General features: G+C 69.1%; 5 protein-coding genes. All 5 read right to left on the bottom strand.

Annotated elements, in window-relative coordinates; all coding sequences use genetic code 11:
* Nucleotides 1-18 precede the first annotated feature (18 nt).
* From G6N30_RS07325 to G6N30_RS07305, 5 genes are read right to left on the bottom strand one after another with little or no spacing between them, the layout of a single operon-like run.
* Nucleotides 19-4,371, bottom strand: coding sequence for a type I polyketide synthase (locus G6N30_RS07325; RefSeq protein WP_134051503.1), 4,353 nt, complete (start codon nucleotides 4,369-4,371; stop codon nucleotides 19-21).
* Between the two features lie 50 nt (nucleotides 4,372-4,421).
* Nucleotides 4,422-8,969, bottom strand: a complete 4,548-nt coding sequence (locus G6N30_RS07320) for a type I polyketide synthase (protein ID WP_163687468.1) — start codon at nucleotides 8,967-8,969, stop codon at nucleotides 4,422-4,424.
* Between the two features lie 5 nt (nucleotides 8,970-8,974).
* Entirely contained in the window at nucleotides 8,975-12,541 is a 3,567-nt protein-coding gene (locus G6N30_RS07315; RefSeq protein WP_163687465.1) for a type I polyketide synthase, read from the bottom strand.
* A gap of 5 nt (nucleotides 12,542-12,546) precedes the next feature.
* A complete protein-coding gene (locus G6N30_RS07310; protein ID WP_163687462.1) occupies nucleotides 12,547-17,307 on the bottom strand; it encodes an SDR family NAD(P)-dependent oxidoreductase in 4,761 nt (1,586 codons plus the stop codon).
* Nucleotides 17,304-19,046 carry an AMP-binding protein gene (locus G6N30_RS07305; RefSeq protein WP_134060883.1) on the bottom strand — a complete coding sequence of 581 codons (1,743 nt, stop codon included), beginning with the start codon at nucleotides 19,044-19,046 and terminating at the stop codon, nucleotides 17,304-17,306. Before G6N30_RS07305 ends, G6N30_RS07310 begins: the two co-directional genes overlap by 4 nt.
* Between the last annotated feature and the right edge of the window lie 773 nt (nucleotides 19,047-19,819).

Here is a 19,819-nt window from a genome sequence, read left to right as displayed (position 1 = left end):
GTTGCACTGTGGCCACGACTAGTCCGCGGTCAGGTCGACCAGACCGAAATCCTTGACGACGCCGTTCATGTCGGCGTCGGCATCGCTTGCCGACAACGCCTCCCCGAGCAGTTCGCTCAGCGCCTCGGGGAGGTGCTCGGCGAGCGCCGCGACCGTCGCCGGCGGGACACGTCTGATGTCGTGCCACCAGTCCAGGTGCACACCGCTCGAGGAACGGCAGATGCGCAGTTCGATGGCGTGTCCGAGCCCGGGTGGTTTGTCGCGCAGGGATTTGGCGGCGTCGATGTCGAACTGGACCGGCCCGTCACCCGACGCGAGGTCGGGTACGACACCCTCGTTCGACAGGAACATGTCGGGCGTCGGGATCGGTGCGAACGCCCGGACCGTCGGCCCGTACAGGTAGCGCAGCAGACCGTGCCCGATGCCGTGGTGCGGTACGGCGTCGAGCGCCGAGTGGATGTCCTCGAGCACCTGGGCCGCCGATGAGCTCACGCACGGCAGCGGGAAAGGGAACAACGTGGTGAACGGGCCCACAGCGCGGCGCGCGTCGACGTCGGGTTTGAGGACCGAACGCCCGTCACCGGCCATGGTCACCGCGACCACCCCTTCGCCGTGCAGGTGAGCGACGGTTCGGCTCAGCGCCCCGAGCAGTATTCCCTCGACGCTCGACTGGAAAAGTCGGCGAACGCGGTCGAGGTCCTCGGTCTGGTCGGGGCGCAACGTCGACTCGATCCGGACAAAATCGCCGGTGCGCGGCGGGTCGGTGACGTGGTGGTCGGCCAGGTGCATGGTCGTCCTGGTCGCGTTCTCCAGCCAGTAGTCCCGGCTCGCCAGCACCGCCGGGTGGGTGGTGAGCGCGGCGGCACGCTGCGACCAGTCGCGCCAGGTCGTGGTGACCGGGCTCAGGGCGATCTGCTGTCCGGCGAGGTGTTGACCGAATGCGGTCACGATGTCGGTCAGCAGGATCTCGCGCGAGGGCCCGTCGACGATCATCTCGTGGACGGTGATGGCCAGATAGCACGGATTGCCCTCGGCGTCACGGATATACGCGGTCCGCAGCACCGGGCCGTCGAGGTCGGGGACGGACGTCTGCGCCTCCAGGGCCGCCAGGACTGCTTCGCGTTCTTCGACGCTGCCGCGGCTGGTGCCCGGCGGTAGCGACAACGAGGTCAGGTCGACGGCTTCGACCGGCCCGCTGAAGCGTTGTTCCCAGCTGCCGCACCGCTCGACGATCTGGACGCGAAGCGCGTCATGGTGATTGGTCACAGCGGTCAGCACGGCCTGGACGGTGTCCACACCGACGTCGGCGTTGATCCGCAGCAGCAGCGGCACGCGCCAGTGACCGGCGTCGCGGACCCCGTGTTCGAGGAAGTGGATGATGTTCGGCGGAACCGGTGGGTCGACGGACTCGGTCGGCGGCAGTTCGGTGAGCCCACCGGCGGCCGACCGCGCGGTGACGGCCGCGGCGAGCGCGGACACCGTCGGATGCTCGTAGAGGTCCTGCGGGGTGAGCTCGAGCCCTTGGTTCGTCGCGTTCATCGCGATGCCGATGGCGATGAGCGAATCGCCGCCGATCTCGAAGAAGTTCTGATCGGGGTCGATGCGGGGCACCCCGAGGCACTCCCGCCACACCTGCTGCAGCTTCTCCTCGACGGTGTGCCCGTTGTGCGCGGCAACCTTCTCCCCCGCGGCGTCGCCGGTGGCGGGCATCGAGCCGTCGGCGCCGGCCCGGGCACGAGGAACGTCGTGATCGGGTTCGACCCAGTGCTTCTGGCGCGCGAACGGGTAGCCAGGCAAGGTCACCCGCCGCGTCCGATCGCCCTCGAGCGCCGACCAGTCGACGTCGACGCCTGCGGTCCACAGCTGGCCGAGGGCGAGCAGGAACGCATCACGGTCGTCACGCTTCTGCACCTGGTGGCGCATGAGGCGCACCGCCCGGTGCCCATCGGACCACTGCGGATGGCGAACCGCAGAACCGGTGAGCGTGCCGCCGGGACCGACCTCGACCAGCACCCGCCGCGGATGAGACAGCACCGCGGCGAGTTCATCGGCGAACCGGACCGTCGCCCGGATCTGGCGCGCCCACACCGCCGGATCCGTGGCCTCGTCGTCGGTCATCCACGTACCACTGACGTTGGACAGCAACGGGATTCGCGGCGCGTGCAGGGTGACTCCGGCGAGCACCTCGGCGAACTGCGGCACCACGGGGTCCATCAGGCCCGAATGGAAGGCGTGGGACGTCCGGACCCGACGGGCCACCACACCCTGCTTGCGCAGGTCGTTCTGGAACTTCCGGATGTCCTCGGGCGCGCCCGACACCACGCAGCTGCCGGGATCGTTGACGGCCGCGAGGTCGAGCCCGGGGAACAGGTGCGGGGCGATGTCCTCGGGGCTGACCCCGACCGCCACCATCGCGCCCGGCGCGGACCCGTGCATGAGGCGGGCCCGTGCGGACACGACCCTGATGGCGGTGGGCAGGTCGAACACCCCGGCCAGCGTGGCCGCCGCGTACTCGCCGATGCTGTGGCCGGCGTAGGCCGCCGCCTCCACACCGTAGGAGGTGATGAGCCGGCCCAGCGCGTATTCGACGGTGAACAGGGCGGACTGGGCGCGATCGGTGCGCTCGAGATCCGCGCCGGCGGCGCCGAAGATCTCGTCGTGCAGGTTCACCCCCAGGTCGGCGGAGAACCCGGCCGCGCATTCGTCGAACGCCGCGGCGAACACCGGTTCGCTGTCGTACAACCCGCGGGCCATCTCGGGATGCTGGGCACCTTGCCCAGGGAACAGGAAGACCACCCGGTCCTCGTCGGCTTCCGAGCCGTCCACGAACTCACCGACGAACACGTTGTCGCTGTCCGGGGCGAGCAACACCGCCGCCGCGTCCTGCCGGTCGTGGACGACGGCCGCGGCGCGGATCCGCTCGGGCCTACGGCCGGCGAGGGTGGCCGCGACGTCAGCGAGGTCGAGTTCCTCGGCGCCGGTGAGTTCGGCGGCCAGCGCGGACCGGAATTCGCCGACGGCTTCGGGGCTGCGCGCCGCGAAGCGCAACACCTGGGTCCCGCCGGTCATCTCGCGCGGCGACGGGGCCGGGGCCTCTTCGACGACGAGGTGCACATTGGTGCCGCCGACCCCGAACGAGCTCACTCCGGCACGGCGGACTCCGTCGCACTCCCACTCGGTGTACTCGTTCTGGATCACGAACGGCCCGCGGTCGAGGTCCAGGGCGGGGTTGGGTTCGGTGTAGTGCAGCGTCGCGGGAATGGCTTTGTGCTTCAGGCACAGGATCGTCTTGATGAGCCCAGCGATGCCCGACACCTCGGCGAGGTGTCCGATGTTCGACTTGACCGATCCGACCGCGCACGGACCGGTTCGCGGGGTGTCGGACGCGCCGAAGGCTTTGCGCAACCCCTCGATCTCGATCGGGTCGCCCAGCGGTGTGCCGGTCCCGTGGGTCTCGACGTAGCTGATCGACGCCGCGTCGACGCCGGCCACGGCATGCGCCTCGGCGATGACGTCGGCCTGCGCGGCCCCGTTCGGCGCGGCGTAGGTCATCTTCGCCGAACCGTCGTTGTTGATCGCGGAGCCCCTGATCACCGCGTGGATGCGGTCACCGTCGTCGAGTGCGGCCTGCAGAGGTTTGAGCACCACGACGGCGACGCCGCTGCCGAACACGGTGCCGTCGGCCTTCGCGTCGAACGGGCGGCAGTGGCCGGTGCCCGACACCATCGAACCCGGCTCGTGCCAGTAGCCGACCTCGTGCGGAACCCGCAGGGACACACCGCCCGCGAGTGCCATGTCGCTTTCCCCGTTGAGCAGGCTCTGGCATGCGGAGTGGATCGCCACCATCGACGACGAGCACGCCGTCTGCACGGTGAGGCTGGGCCCGCGCAGGTTGAACTGGTGGGACACCCGGGTGGCCAGATAGTCCTTGTCGTTGAGCAGCGACATGTTGACCAGGTCGAATGTCGCACCCTGCCCGAAAATGGTGTCCGGATCGTGGTGGGTGAGCAGATTGTGCAGTAGGTAGATGCTCGCACCGCTGGTGGCGTATACGCCGATCGAACCGTCGAAGCCGGCCGGATCCGTCCCCGCGTCCTCCATGGCGTGCCAGGCACACTGCAGGAACAGCCGGTGCTGAGGATCCATCATGCGTGCCATCTGCGGTGGGAACCCGAAGAAGTCGGCGTCGAACTCGTCGATCCCGGTGATGAGGGGGGCCCGGCGGACGTATGCGGGGTTGCCGAGCGTCTGTTCGGTGACTCCGGCGGCGAGCAGCTGCTGGTCGGTGAGCGTGACGATCGACTCTTCGCCGCGGCGCAGGTTGTCCCAGAACGCGGACACCGAATCGGCACCGGGGAGCCGCGCCGCCATTCCGACGACGGCGACCGAGGCCGCCGGCTCGTCCCATGCAGGTGATTGCGTCACGCGCGTTGTCCTCTCTTTCGCCGCACCGCGGCACCTCTGCGCGCAGCGGCGCGCTGGTTGGCTTTGTCGCGGATCGCGTCGCCCGATGACGCTCCGGCGGCGATCCCCAGCTGCGACATGACGTCTGCGGTGACGTCGTTGACGGAGCCGCCCTGCAGCAGCATTCCCACGGGCGGTTCGACGCCGAAGTCCGCCTGTGTCGCCTGCCGGATGCGCACGGCCAGAAGCGAATCGATGCCGAGTTCGATCAGCGGCACGGTCGTGGGCAGCGCCGTGGGATCCGCGTAACCCATGATCGTCGCGAGTCGCGAGCAGAGCCGCTCGCCGATGACGCGTTCGGCGTCGATCGGGTCGAGATCTCGCAACCCGTCCCGCCCGGCCCACTCAGCGTCGGCGTCGGCGTCGGCGTCGTCGGTGACGAGGTCGTCGATGATGCGCAGCGGTGCGCGGGTGCGGTAGGCGGCGGCCAGTCGGCTCCAGTCGGCGGCGACGACGGTCGACCGGACGGGGGTGTCGGGGCCGAGCACCGACCACAGCGCCTGAATGGCCACCTCGTCGGGCATCGGTTCGAGACCGGAGTCCACGGTCACCTGCCGGTATTCCTCGGACTGGTTGTCGGCCAACGACTTCCAGAACCCCCAGTTGACGGCGGTGGCGGGGAGACCGGCCGCCCGCCGCGCGTAGGCGAAGGTGTCGAGGAAGGTGGTCGTGGCGGTGTAGTGCGCCAGCCACCGGGAGCCGATCAACCCGGAGATCGAGGTGAACAGGACGAACTGGCGGACGGGATGCCGCAGCGACAACGTGTGCAGCACCGACACCGCATCGAGTTTCGGCGTGAACATCACCGTCACGTCGTCGTCGGTCATCTCGGTCAGCGTGACCGGACCGCCTCCGAAAGCGGCGAGGTAGACGCCACCGAGCGGTGGCAGGTCGGCTCCGAAGCGGTCGAACACCGCGCGCATCGCGGTCTCGTCGGCGGCGTCGGCCGCCACGGTGACCAGCGTGGTGCCCCGTCCGGCGAGTCGCTCGGTGAGGTCGCGCAACCGGTCGCCCGGATTACGGGATACCGCAACGACGGTGGCCGCCCCCATATCGGCGAGCTGCTGGATGAGGTGCGGGCCGATGTTGCCCGTCGCCCCGACGACAAGGTGACTCGCGTCCGGGTCGAGTGCGGCACGTGCCGCCGGCGGGGTGGTGCGCGGGCTCAGCCGCGGGACCCGGCGCGTGCCCGCGCGGTAGAGCACCTGATCCTCCCCGTCGACTCCGGCCGCTTCGGCCAGGAGATAACGAGCGGCGACGACGTCGGGGACCGACTCGTCGAGATCGACGACGGCACCCCAGATCTCCGGGTGTTCGAGCGCGACGGTGCGCGCCAGTCCCCAGAGCACCGCGTGGACGGCGTTGGCCCGGTCCCCCTCCGCGAGCGGTTGCGCGTTGCGGGTCACCAGGAACAGGCGGCACGGCCCCGGGCTCGCGGCCATCGTCGTGACGAGGCTCTTTGCGGTGTGGAACAGGCGGCGCCCGGCGGCGGCGTCCAATCGGTCGGCCGGCATCGGCGGAGCGAAGAGCACGTGGTCGGCGGTGCGGACGGCCTCGGATCCGGCCGCGACGGCCCCGGGGTCGAGGACCGTCACGTGGGCGGCGGTACCGAGGAGCCCTCGCAGCTCGGCTGTCAGGCCTGCTTCGGCGACGATGAGCCAGGATCCGGTTACCGCCGCGGTTTCCGGCTGCGGCAGTGCCGGCCAGGTCAGCTCGCAGTTCCACTCGGCAGGCACCACTTCCTCGGCTGAGTGGTCGCGGGGGCGCACCGGTGTCGTGTGGCGCGGGGACGTCGTGAGGTCCATCCAGTGCCGGGTGTGCAGCCACGGTGTGGCGGGCAGCACCGGATGGGGCTCGGACGGGTGCGGGGTGTCCGGTGGGCAGGTGGTGTGGGCGGTGTTGAGGTTGGTGTGGAAGGTCAGCGCGTCGTCGGTGTCGCGCTGCAGCGTCCCGATGCTGTGGTGGTGTGCCTCGCCGAGGGTTTCGCTGACCGCGTGGGTGAGCATGGGGTGGGGACTGATCTCGACGAATACGCTGTGCCGGGAAGCGGCCGTGGTGAACGCCTGATGGAGTCGTACCGGTTGGCGAACGTTGGCGACCCAGTAGTCGGCGTCCAGCACGGGCGGGGTCTCGGCGTCAGCGACGGTCGAGATGAACTGCACCGTGGGTGTGGTGGGTTCCAGATCGGCCAGGGTCGCCCGCAGTTCGGCGAGGATCGGGTCCATCAGCGCGGTGTGGGAGGCCACCTCCATGTTGACCCGGCGGGCGAACCGGTTCTGGCTCTGCACCCCGGCGATCACCGCATCGACGCGCTCCGGCGGACCGGCGACGACGGTCTGCCCCGGCGACACGTACCCCGCGACCTCCACACCCGGATGGCCGGCGACGAGGGCCTCGGTGGCGTGGGCGTCGAGTTCGAGCAACGCGACCGCGCCTTGGCCGGCCAGTCGGGACATCAGCCGGGAGCGGGTGGCGATGACCCGCAGGCCTTCGGCAGGGGTGAGCGCCCCGGCCACGACGGCCGCGGTGACCTCCCCCATCGAATGACCGATCACCGCATCCGGAGTCACCCCGTAGGACCGCCACAACTCGGTCAACGCCAACTGCAGCCCCATGATCACCGGCTGCACCCGCGCATCCCCACTGACCGCCTCACCCTCGGCGAGCACCTGCCGCAACGAGAACCCCACCTGCTCGACGAAATCGGGCTCCAACTCCTCGATCGCCGCGGCGAATGCGGGTTCGTCAGCCAACAACTGCCGGCCCATCCCCGCCCACTGCGACCCCTGCCCCGAATACACGAACACCGTCCCCGAACCACACAGGCCCTCATGGGGTTTCACCACACCGTCGGCAGGCCGTCCCGCGGCCAGTGCCTGTAGTCCCGCGACGGCTTGGGCGTGGTCGCGGGCGGCGACGGTGGCGAACAGCGGATGCTGGGTGCGGTGATGGTTGAGGGTGTGGGCGACCTCAGCCAACCCCACCCCGACACCCGGACCACTCATCCACTGCGCCAACACATCCGCGGTCGCCGCGATCCGCGCAGCAGACTTACCCGAGATCACCAGCGTGCTCACCGCAGGTGCCGGCTGCCACACCGCCGGCACCGGCGCCGGCGCCTGCTCGACGATCACATGCGCATTGGTCCCACTCACCCCGAACGACGACACCCCAGCACGGCGCGCCCGAGTGACCGCAGGCCACTCCACCCCATCAGCGGCGATCGTGAACTCCGACGCGCCGGGCCCGGCATGCGGGGTCAACTGCTCGAAGTGCAGATGCTTGGGGATATACCCATAGCGCACACTGAGCACCGTCTTGATGAACCCGGTGATCCCCGCCCCGGACTCCAGATGACCCAGATTGGTCTTCACCGAACCCAACACCAACGGCGCCGAACCCTGGCGGTCCCCGAACACCGCAGACAGTGCGTCGAGTTCGATCGGATCCCCCAACGCCGTGCCGGTACCGTGCGCCTCGATGTAATCGATATCGCCCGGGCTCAACCGCGACGACGCCAACGCCTGCCGCAACAACGCCTGCTGCGCCGGACCATTGGGCACCGTCTGCCCACTGGAGGCCCCATCCTGATTGACCGCAGAGCCGCGCACCAACGCCAACACCCGATCACCATCACGCTCGGCATCACTGAGCCGCTTGAGCACAACGACCCCGCAACCCTCACTGCGCACATACCCATCCGCACCCGCATCGAACGTCTTACACCGGCCGTCAGGCGCGAGCATCCCCCAGCGGGACAGCGCAATGTTGGCTTCCGCCTTGAGCATCAGGTTCACCCCGGCGGCGAGTGCGGTGTCACTCTCGCGGCGGCGCAGACTCTGACAGGCCAGATGCACCGACACCAGCGATGACGAACACGCCGTGTCCACCACCACCGCCGGACCCCGCACCCCCAGGAAATACGACAACCGCCCCGCCGCGAAATTCGCCGCGTTCCCGAACGGCACGTAGGCGTCGTAGTCCTCCGGGCGGAGGTGGTCGGACAGCTTGAGCATGTAGTCGTAGGCCGTCAACCCGACGAACACCGACGTCTGCGTGCCCCGCAACGACTGCGCGGGAATCCCGGCGTGTTCGAGCGCCTCCCAGGACACCTCCAACAACAACCGCTGCTGCGGATCCATCGCCGCAGCCTCCCGCGGCGAAATCCCGAAGAACTCCGCATCGAACTCATCCGGGCGCCACGACGTCAGAAACCCACCCTCACGCGTGCAAATCGTCCCCGGCACACCGTTATCCGCACTGTAGAACGCATCAGCATCCCACCGCTGCTCCGGCACCCGCACAATCCCCGACCGACCATCCTGCAACAACTGCCAAAACCCATCCGGATCCGACACCCCACCAGGCAACCGACACCCCAGACCCACCACCGCAATCGGCTCGGTCTCCCCCTGCTCAGCCACCGCCAACCGCGCCGACAAATCATCGATCTTGCGCAACGCCTCAGTAATGATCGCCCGGCGATCCGACGAACCAACAGCCATCAGACTCAACTGACCCTTTCCGAGAGTTCCGCCTCGCCGAGGCTTTCGGCGTCGCCGATCGTCGCCAGGTGTCCGGCGAGCAGTTCGACCGTCGGGTAGTCGAAAACGATTGTCTGCGGCAGCAGTTCACCGAGGGTTTCGGCGAGTGCCCGTTGCAGGATCACGCTCATCAGCGAGTCCATCCCGAGATCGAAGAAGTCGGTGGACGGGTTGAGCGACTGGGCGGACGGCAACCCCATGACGGCCGCGACGAGCACACCCACGTGGTTGCGGAGCAGCTCGAACCGCTGAGCCGGCGCGCAGGTCCGCCACACGTCCCGGATGTCGCCGGCCGGGACGTCGGCAGCGCTGTCATCCGCGGCGGCCTCGTCACCGAGCGGCGTGGACTCGTCGAGTTCGACGATGCCACCCCAGAGGCCCGGATGACTGAGCGAAAGAACGCGGCCCAGACTCCAGAGCACCGCACCGGCCGGGTGGTCGGGGTCGCCGTCGAGGAGGTTGTCGGGACTCACCATGTACAGCCTGGGCGGCGTCGCCGTCGTCACCAGGGCAGCGGTCAGTCGCCGCGCGGTGTCGAACAGCCGGTATCCGGCGTCGGTGTCGAAGCCGTCCGGTGTGACACTCGGCGCGTAGAGCACGCTGCCCGCCGCCCCCAGGGCGTCGAGAAGTGCTGCCCCGGAGCCGTCGTCGGCCAGTGCTGCCGGAGCCATGACCCTGGCCGTGGGCGTATCGCCGAGGGTGCCGGCGATCCGCTCCGCCACCGGTGCGTCGGCGATGACCACCCAGGGTTCGCCTCCTGCGGCGTCGGCCGCGGACAAGCTGAGCACCGGTGTGTCCCAGTCGGCTCCGGTGCGGCGCGATGCAGGCACCTGGAGCCAGTGACTGGCGTGCCGCCACGGTGTGGCGGGCAGCGCGTGGTGGGGTTCGGGCGGGTGCGGGGTGTCCGGTGGATGCGCGGTGTGGGCGGTGTTGAGGTTGGTGTGGAAGGTCAGCGTGTCGTCGTGGTCGCGCTGCAGGGTGGCGACCGTGTGGTGGTGCCCGCCGGTGAGGGTGTCGGTGATGGCGTGCGTCAGCAGCGGGTGCGGACTGATCTCGACGAACGTGGTGTGCGCCTCACCCGCCGCGGTCACGGCGCGGCAGAACTGCACCGGCCTGCGAACGTTGGCCACCCAGTGGTCGGCGTCGAACGTCGGCGTCCCCGCACCGTCGACAGTCGAGATCACGGAGATCGTCGGGGCTTTCGGCATCAGACCGGCCAGCGCCGTGCGCAGCTCCGGCAGGATCGGATCGATGGTCGGGTGGTGCGATGCGACGTCGACCTCGATGCGCCGCGCCAGTCGGCTCTGCGCGGCGACCACCGCGATCAGCGCGTCGACATCGTGGGGCGGTCCGGCGATGACGGTCTGCCCCGGTGAGGCGTACACCGCGACGGTCACGTCCGGGTGGTCGGCGATGAGGGTTTCGGTGGCGTGGGCGTCGAGTTCGAGCAGCGCCATCGCGCCTTGGCCGGCCAGTCGGGACATGAGCCGGGAGCGGGTGGCGATGACCCGCAGGCCTTCGGCAGGGGTGAGCGCCCCGGCCACGACGGCCGCGGTGACCTCCCCCATCGAATGACCGATCACCGCATCCGGAGTCACCCCGTGGGCGCGCCACAGTGCGGTGAGCCCCAATTGCACGGCGACCAGAACCGGCTGGATTCGTTCGATCCCGGTGACGGGTTCGCCGTCGGCGAGGATCTGCCGTAGCGAGAACCCCACCTGCTCGACGAAATCGGGCTCCAGTGCGTCGATCGCGGCGGCGAATGCGGGTTCGTCGGCCAGCAGTTGCCGGCCCATCCCCGCCCACTGCGACCCCTGCCCCGAATACACGAACACCGTGCCGGAACCGCATGGTCCGTCGTGCGGCCCGACGACGCCCGGCGCCGTCTCGGCCGCGGCCAGTGCCTGTAGTCCCGCGACGGCTTGGGCGTGGTCGCGGGCGGCGACGGTGGCGAACAGCGGATGCTGGGTGCGGTGATGGTTGAGGGTGTGGGCGACCTCAGCCAACCCCACCCCGACACCCGGACCACTCATCCACTGCGCCAACACCTCCGCGGTCGCCGCGATCCGCGCATTGGATTTACCCGAGATCACCAGCGTGCTCACCGCAGGTGCCGGCTGCCACACCGCCGGCACCGGCGCCGGCGCCTGCTCGACGATCACATGCGCATTGGTCCCACTCACCCCGAACGACGACACCCCAGCACGGCGCGCCCGAGTGACCGCAGGCCACTCCACCCCATCAGCGGCGATCGTGAACTCCGACGCGCCGGGCCCGGCATGCGGGGTCAACTGCTCGAAGTGCAGATGCTTGGGGATATACCCATAGCGCACACTGAGCACCGTCTTGATGAACCCGGTGATCCCCGCCCCGGACTCCAGATGACCCAGATTGGTCTTCACCGAACCCAACACCAACGGCGCCGAACCCTGGCGGTCCCCGAACACCGCAGACAGTGCGTCGAGTTCGATCGGATCCCCCAACGCCGTGCCGGTACCGTGCGCCTCGATGTAATCGATATCGCCCGGGCTCAACCGCGACGACGCCAACGCCTGCCGCAACAACGCCTGCTGCGCCGGACCATTGGGCACCGTCTGCCCACTGGAGGCCCCATCCTGATTGACCGCAGAGCCGCGCACCAACGCCAACACCCGATCACCATCACGCTCGGCATCACTGAGCCGCTTGAGCACAACGACCCCGCAACCCTCACTGCGCACATACCCATCCGCACCCGCATCGAACGTCTTACACCGGGCATCGGGAGCCAACATGCCCCAGCGCGAACAGGCGATGCTGTTCTCGGGGCTCAGAATGAGGTTGACGCCGGCGGCGAGTGCGGTATCGCTTTCCCGGCGGCGCAGACTCTGACACGCCAGATGCACCGACACCAGCGATGACGAACACGCCGTGTCCACCACCACCGCCGGACCCCGCACCCCCAGGAAATACGACAACCGCCCCGCCGCGAAATTCGCCGCGTTCCCGAACGGCACGTACGGGTCGATGTCCTCGTTACGCAGCTTCCCGGCGAAGAGAAGTGAGTAGTCGTTCGTGGTCAGTCCGACGAACACCGACGTCTGCGTGCCCCGCAACGATTGCGCGGGAATCCCGGCGTGTTCGAGCGCCTCCCAGGACACCTCCAACAACAACCGCTGCTGCGGATCCATCGCCGCAGCCTCCCGCGGCGAAATCCCGAAGAACTCCGCATCGAACTCATCCGGGCGCCACGACGTCAGAAACCCACCCTCACGCGTGCAAATCGTCCCCGGCACACCGTTATCCGCACTGTAGAACGCATCAGCATCCCACCGCTGCTCCGGCACCCGCACAATCCCCGACCGACCATCCTGCAACAACTGCCAAAACCCATCCGGATCCGACACCCCACCAGGCAACCGACACCCCAGACCCACCACCGCAATCGGCTCGGTCTCCCCCTGCTCAGCCACCGCCAACCGCGCCGACAAATCATCGATCTTGCGCAACGCCTCAGTAATGATCGCCCGGCGATCCGACGAACCAACAGCCATCAGACTCAACTCAGCCTTTCCGAGAGTTGTTGCAGGAGTTCGTCGTCGCTGAACTCGTCGTAATCGTCGGCGTCGTCACTCTCGGCCACCTCGATCAGCTCGGGCAGCACGGTGGCCAGGTATTCGGTGAGCCGGTCGACCGTGGGATAGTCGAAGATCACCGACGCCGGCAGTGTCTGGCCCAGGCTCTCGCCGAGCGCGCGCTTGAGGGTCACGCTCATCAGCGAGTCCATGCCGCACTGGAAGAACCCGGCGGATGGGTCCACCAGTTGCGGACTGGTCAGGCCCATCGACTCGGCGACCAAGGCCCGCACGTGACCGCGCAGCAGGTGCTCCCGCTCGTCGGGGGCACACGCGCCGAGTTCGCGCCGGAATTCGGTCTCCGGCTGCGTCGCCGGCGTCGCGGCGCCGTCCTCGTCGGCGCTCTCGACCGGCAGGAGGTCATCGACGATCCGGAGCGCGGCCCGGGTGCGGTAGGCGGCGGCCAACCGCGGCCAGTCGGCGGCCACCACGGTGGAGCGGGCCGGCGCACCGGGTGCGGTGACCGACCACAGTGCCTGAATGGCGACCTCGTCGGGCATCGGCTCGAGGCCGGACTCCAGGGTGACCTGCCGTTCGTGCTCGGTATGGTTGTCCGCCAACGACTTCCACAGGCCCCAGTTGACGGCGGTCGCGGGCAGGCCTGCGGCCCGCCGGGCGTAGGCGAATGTGTCGAGGAACGTGGTGGTGGCGGTGTAGTGCGCCAGCCACCGCGAGCCCAGCAACCCCGAGATCGACGAGAACAGGACGAACTGCTGGATGTCGGTGGTCAGCGACAGCTTGTGCAGCACCGCCACCGCGTCGAGTTTCGGAGCGAACATCGCGGTGACGTCGTCATCGGTCATCTCGGTGAGCGTGACGGGACCGCCGCCGAAGGCCGCGAGGTAGATTCCGGCCAGCGCAGGAAGGTCGGCACCGAAGCGGTCGAACACCGCGCGCATCGCGGTTTCGTCGGCGGCGTCGGCGGCGACGGTGACCAGCGCGGTGCCCTGCGCGGCGAGGGTGTCGGTCAGTTCCCTCAGCCGGTCGCCCGGATTGCGGGAGACCGCGACGACCGTCGCCGCCCCCATGTCGGCCAGCTGCTGGATGAGGTGCGGGCCGATGTTGCCGGTCGCGCCGACCACCAGGTGGCTGCCGGCGGGATCCAGTCCGGCGCCCGCCGCCTGTGGCAGCGGAGCTCGGCGCAGCCGCGCCACCCGCCGCTCACCGGCTCGGTAGACGACCTGGTCCTCACCGTCTTCGCCACCGGCCTCGGCCAGCACACAGCGCGCGGCCAGCCGGTCGGGCACCAGTTCGTCGAGGTCGATCACCGAGCCCCAGATCTCCGGATGCTCGAGCGCCAGGGTGCGACCCAGACCCCACAGCACCGCGTGGCCGGGGTTCGCGCGGTCGCCCTCGCTCACCGGTTGCGCGTTGCGCGTCAACAGGAACAGGCGGCCCGGATCGGTCATCCCGCTCATCGCCACGGCGATCCGGCGGGCGGTGTCGAACAGCCGGCGCCCTGGCGCCGCCTCGAACACCGCGGGCAACGCGGGGGCGTAGAGCACGTGGTCGGCCGTCGCCAGCGCCTCGTCGAGCCGACCGTCGTGCGCGCCTGCCTCGTCGAGGACGGTCACCTCGGCCCCGTCGCCGGACTCGCGAGCGATCTGGGCGGCCAGTTCCGGGTTCCCGATCACCAGCCACGAGCCGCCCGCGGTCTGCACCGACGCGAAGGGGCGGCTGGCCCAGCTCAACTCGCAGTTCCACTCGGCCGGGAGCACACCCGCGGCCACGGCGGACGGATCGCCGGACGCCGTCGAGGTCCGTCGCGGCGCCGTGAGGTCCATCCAGTGCCGGGTGTGCTGCCACGGTGTGGCGGGCAGCACCGGATGGGGTTCGGGTGGATGCGGGGTTTGCGGCGGATGGGTGGTGTGTGTGGTGTTCAGGTTGGTGTGGAAGGTGACGGTGTCGTCGCTGTCGCGTGAGAGCGTCCCCAGCGCGTGGTGATGCATCTCCCCGAGCGTTTCGGTGACCGCGTTGGTCAGCATCGGATGGGCGCTGATCTCGACGAACGTGGTGTGGTGCTCGCCGGCGGTGAGGATAGCCTGGCTCAGCCGAACGGGCCTGCGCACGTTGGCCACCCAGTAGTCGGCGTCCAACAGGGGGGCCGTGGTGCTGTCGTCCACCGTCGAGATGAACGGGATCGCCGTCGTGTTCGGTGTGAGGTCGGCCAGCTCGGAACGCAGCTCGCCCAGGATGGGATCCATCAGCGCGGTGTGGGAGGCCACCTCCATGTTGACCCGGCGGGCGAACCGGTTCTGGCTCTGCACCCCGGCGATCACCGCATCGACGCGCTCCGGCGGACCGGCGACGACGGTCTGCCCCGGCGACACGTACCCCGCGACCTCCACACCCGGATGGTGCGCGATGAGGGCCTCGGCAGCGTCGGCCGTCATGGTCAGCAGTGCGACCGCGCCCTGTCCGGCGAGTCGGGACATCAACCGCGATCGCGCCGCGATGACCCGCAGGCCTTCGGCAGGGGTGAGCGCCCCGGCCACGACGGCCGCGGTGACCTCCCCCATCGAATGACCGATCACCGCATCCGGAGTCACCCCGTAGGACCGCCACAACTCGGTCAACGCCAACTGCAGCCCCATGATCACCGGCTGCACCCGCGCATCCCCACTGACCGCCTCACCCTCGGCGAGCACCTGCCGCAACGAGAACCCCACCTGCTCGACGAAATCGGGCTCCAACTCCTCGATCGCCGCGGCGAATGCGGGTTCGTCAGCCAACAACTGCCGGCCCATCCCCGCCCACTGCGACCCCTGCCCCGAATACACGAACACCGTCCCCGAACCACACGAACCCTCGTGCGGGACGACGACTCCGGTGCCCTCGTGGCCTGCGGCCAGCGCCTGCAGGCCGGCCACCGCGTCGACACCGTCGCGGGCGCAGACCGTGGCGAAGGCCGGATGGTGCGCACGGTGGTGGTTGAGGGTGTGGGCGACGTCAGCCAACCCCACCCCGGCACCCGGACCACTCATCCACGCCGCCAGCGCGGCCGCGCTGGCGGCGATCCGCTCGGGGGACTTGCCGGACACCACGAGCGTGCTCACCGCGGCGGAGGGCGCCGGCTCCACGGCGACGACGTCGGGAGCCTGCTCGAGAACGACATGAGCGTTGGTGCCACCGAAGCCGAACGACGACACCCCAGCCCGCCGTGCCCGCGACACCGACGGCCAATCCTGTTCATGATCCACCACTTTGAGGCGGAGTTGATCGAACGGGATGTGGGGATTGGGTGACTCGTAGCCGACGTTCGCGGGGATACGGCCGCGTTGCAGGGCCATCACCGTCTTGATGAACCCGGCCACCCCGGCCGCGGCCTCGAGGTGTCCCAGATTGGATTTCACCGCGCCGATCAGCAGCGGCGAGGCCGTCGGCCGGCCGCGACCCATCACCGAGCCGAGCGCCCTGGCTTCGATCGGATCTCCAAGGAAGGTGCCGGTGCCGTGCGCCTCCACATAGTCCACGTCCTGCGGTTCGATGCCGGCGTGGGCGCACGCCGCCCGCAGCACGGCCATCTGAGCGGCCGGATTCGGTGCCATCAGACCGTTGGAGCGACCGTCCTGATTGATCGCCGAACCACGGACCACGGCCAACACCCGGTCGCCGTCCCGTAGCGCGTCGGGCAGTCGTTTGAGGACCACCACGCCGCATCCTTCTCCGCGCACGAACCCGTCGGCGGCGGCGTCGAATGCATGGCACATCCCCGTGGGCGACAGGGCGCCGGCCTGATCGAATCCATGGAAGACCGCCGGTGAGAGCAGGAGGTTCACGCCCGCGGCGATCGCGAGGTTGGAATCACCCGAGCGCAGGCTCTGACATGCCAGGTGCACAGCGACCAGTGAGGATGAGCAGGCGGTGTCGACGGTGATCGACGGCCCCCGCAGGTCGAGGAAGTAGGAAAGCCGGTTGGCGATGATGCTCAACGCCCCGCCGGTGTTACTCCACGCGTCGACGCGCGGTAGATCGGATGAGGCCAGATAGCCGTACTCGCTGAAGCATGCCCCGGCGAACACGCCGGTCTGCGAGCGGCGCAGCGAGGCGGCCGGGATACCGGCGTGTTCGAGTGCCTCCCAGGCGACTTCGAGTAGAAGTCGCTGTTGCGGATCCATCTTGACGGCCTCGCGCGGCGAGATGTCGAAGAAGTCGGCGTCGAAGCTCTCGACGTCGCGCAGGAACGATCCCCACCGGGTGGTCCGCGACAGCGCCGCCGCGGTCTCCGGCGAACCGTCGTCGAACGGCCGCCAGCGCTCGGCGGGCACCTCGCCCACGGCGCAGCGGCCGTCGGCGAGGAACTGCCACAGGCCATCGGGGCCGGGGATCCCACCGGGCATCCGGCATCCCATCCCGACGACGGCGATCGGCTCTGTACCCGAGAGCTGCGGAACCACGTCGGCGATGCCCGGATCGGCGTGGATCTCCGCCTCGGGAGCCGGGGCGCTCAGGAAGCCGATCAGGCCGTTGATCGTGGGGTGCTGCCAGAAGTCGACGGGTGAGACCGTCCGGCCGAGGAGTTCGGCCAGTTCACCGGACAGCACGACGGCGTCGCGCGAACCGACACCGAGATCGGCCATCGACGCGTCGAAGTCGATGCCGTCGCGCTCGACTCCGATGTGGGTGGTGAGGTGGTCGACCAACCAGGCCCGTAATCCGGCTTCGTCAAGCGCGGCCGGCGTCATGCCGACTGGTCCAGACGCTCGAACTCACCGCGCCCGTAGAGCTCGACACAGGTCGAGCGGCGGATCTTGCCGCTCGTGGTGATCGGGATGGAGCCGGGCGCCACGAAGACGATGTCGGCGACGCGCAGCCGGTGCGTGGTCGAGATGGCGGCGGTGAGTTGACGTTTGAGGGTGCGCAGCCGCTCGTGGTGCTCATCCTCGGTGCCGCGCTTCTTGACCTCCACGATCGTGACGAGGTGTTCGGTCTCCGCGCTGGGCACCGAGATCGCGGCCACCCGGCCGCCCGACATCTCCTGGATCGTGGCCTCGATGTCGTCCGGGTAGTGGTTGGACCCGTCGACGATCAGGAGATCCTTGATGCGGCCGATGATGAACAGTTCACCGTCGGAGACGACGCCCAGGTCACCGGTGCGCAGCCAGGGGCCCGCCGGGGTACCCGAGGACGGCTTGACCAGGCGTCCCGAGAACGCCCGCTCGGTCTCCTTCGGGCGCTGCCAGTAACCTTTCGCCACATTGGCGCCGTGGACCCAGATCTCGCCGACCTTGCCGGCCGGATTCTCACTACCGCTCTCGGGGTCGACGATGCGCATCGTGGTCGACCGCACGGTGCCGTGGCCGAGCAGGTCGGCGCCGCCGGCGGCTTCGCTCTCGCAGGGCATCGCGTGCCCGCTCGAGAGCTTCTCGTAGTCGAACCGGACGATGTTCGGCGCCTGGCCGCGGTCGGACGTCGCCACGTAGACGGTGGCTTCGGCGAGACCGTACGAGGGTTTGATGGCCTCGGCCCGCAGGTTGAAGCGGCCGAACCGGTCGAGGAAACGCTTGACGGTCGCCGCGTGTACTCGCTCACTCCCACTGCAGATGCCCAGCACGTCGCCGAGGTCGAGTCCGGCCATGTCCTCGTCGGTGGTCCGGCGGGCGGCCAGTTCGAACGCGAAGTTCGGTGCGGCGCTGAACGATCCAGGGTTGAGGGCCAGCTGTTGCATCCAGCGGGCCGGCCGCTGCAGGAACGCCATCGGGCTCATCAGCACCGCGGAGCGCCCGCTCACCAGCGGCGCGCACACCCCTTTGATCAGCCCCATGTCGTGATAGAAGGGCAGCCACGACACGAAGGTCATACCGGGCGGCGTCTGCCCGGAGCAGTCGAAGTAGTCGGAGAACGCCTGGTCGACGTTCACCACCACATTGTCGTGGGTGACGACGACGCCGGCCGGCACCCGGGTCGATCCGGAGGTGTACTGAAGGTAGGCGATCTTGGACTGCCTGGCCTGCGGCGCATTCATCTGTGCGGGTGCGTCGAGATCCAGCGAGTCGACCTCGACGACGGTGGCGGTCCGGCCACCTGCGCCCAGCGCGTAGCGGGCGACTTCGGCCGACACCGCCGACGTCGTCAGGATGACCGACGGTGCGCAGTCGCGCAGCACGCTGGAGATGCGTTCGTCGTGAACCCCGTACTGCGGCACCGACAGTGGAGCGGCGATCAGTCCCGCCTGCAACGCCCCGAAGAAGGCGACGATGTAGTCGAGCCCCTGAGGGGCGAGGATGGCGGCCCGGTCGCCGGCGGCGCCGAACAACGTCAACTCCTCGGCCAGCACCTGCGCCCTGTTGTGCAGTTGAGCCCAGGTGAGCGATTCGGTGTAGCCGTTCGGGTCGACGTCATAGTCGATGAACGTGTACGCGCAATCGTCGGGCTGGCGGCGCGCCCGCTCTGCAAGCAGCGCTGTCATCGAGGAATTCGTCATTGTCCCACCCTGCTTTTCCTTCAGTTTCGTCAGACCGATGTCCGCGTGGCCCGCGACGGGCACGCGCAGACCACAGCGGTGCGCCGGAACCGGCGATGTCGCCGTGCTCCGTCCGTGTCGGCACCTTCGACGCGACGTGCTCGGTCGCGTCATCGGAGCCGAAGCGTGTGATATCCCGTCGCCCCGTATCCCCCCGCCAACGAATTCCAGTACCCGCTTAAGCAGTTTGCGGCTCGTCGACCGCCATACCGTACAACGCCGATCCGGCGCCTAAACATCGAATTTCGCGCCGGATATAGTGGTAGTTACCTTCGCAAATTACGGCGACGTTCCACCCACGTGCAGCCAAGCCGCTACCAGCCAGTTTGACGGGTGTCAGGCAAACGTCGACCGGTTCGCGTTTCGTAAAATCAGCAACCCCTGTGCCGCGTGCGCCGACCCGCGCCGCCGATGGGCGACACCAGTGCCCGCAAACCGGCCGTGCGGGCGTCGTCCGCTCACCGGCACAGGGCTGTGATGGTGCGCCGAGGGTCGGCTTCCGCGGTGACCAGCGCCCAGTACGCGATGGTCGGCCGGTCGACACGCCGTCGATTTCGGTATCGCCAGCCCGTTCTGACCGCGGGATCCGCGCGGGTGAGGTCGATATTGACGCTCGATTCGCACACCTGCAGCTGCGGCCGGGCTGGCAGAAAGCGGCCGAACGCGGAGACCGACGCCCTCGGCCGCTTGGCACGACACGCCGGCCCAAGTGTTCAGTGGCAACGCAAGCGGGG

The organism is Mycolicibacterium litorale (assembly GCF_010731695.1).
GTDB classification, from domain to species: domain Bacteria; phylum Actinomycetota; class Actinomycetes; order Mycobacteriales; family Mycobacteriaceae; genus Mycobacterium; species Mycobacterium litorale.
Note: the sequence above shows the minus strand (reverse complement) of the source record. Positions and strands in the feature narration are given on the sequence as shown.

Coding starts and splice junctions, on each gene's coding strand:
- G6N30_RS07305 (WP_134060883.1), bottom strand. CDS start 19,046: ATGACGAATTCCTCGATGACAGCGCTGCTTGCAGAGCGGGCGCGCCGC.
- G6N30_RS07315 (WP_163687465.1), bottom strand. CDS start 12,541: ATGGCTGTTGGTTCGTCGGATCGCCGGGCGATCATTACTGAGGCGTTG.
- G6N30_RS07325 (WP_134051503.1), bottom strand. CDS start 4,371: ATGGCGGCGCGGCTCCCCGGTGCCGATTCGGTGTCCGCGTTCTGGGAC.
- G6N30_RS07320 (WP_163687468.1), bottom strand. CDS start 8,969: ATGGCTGTTGGTTCGTCGGATCGCCGGGCGATCATTACTGAGGCGTTG.
- G6N30_RS07310 (WP_163687462.1), bottom strand. CDS start 17,307: ATGACGCCGGCCGCGCTTGACGAAGCCGGATTACGGGCCTGGTTGGTC.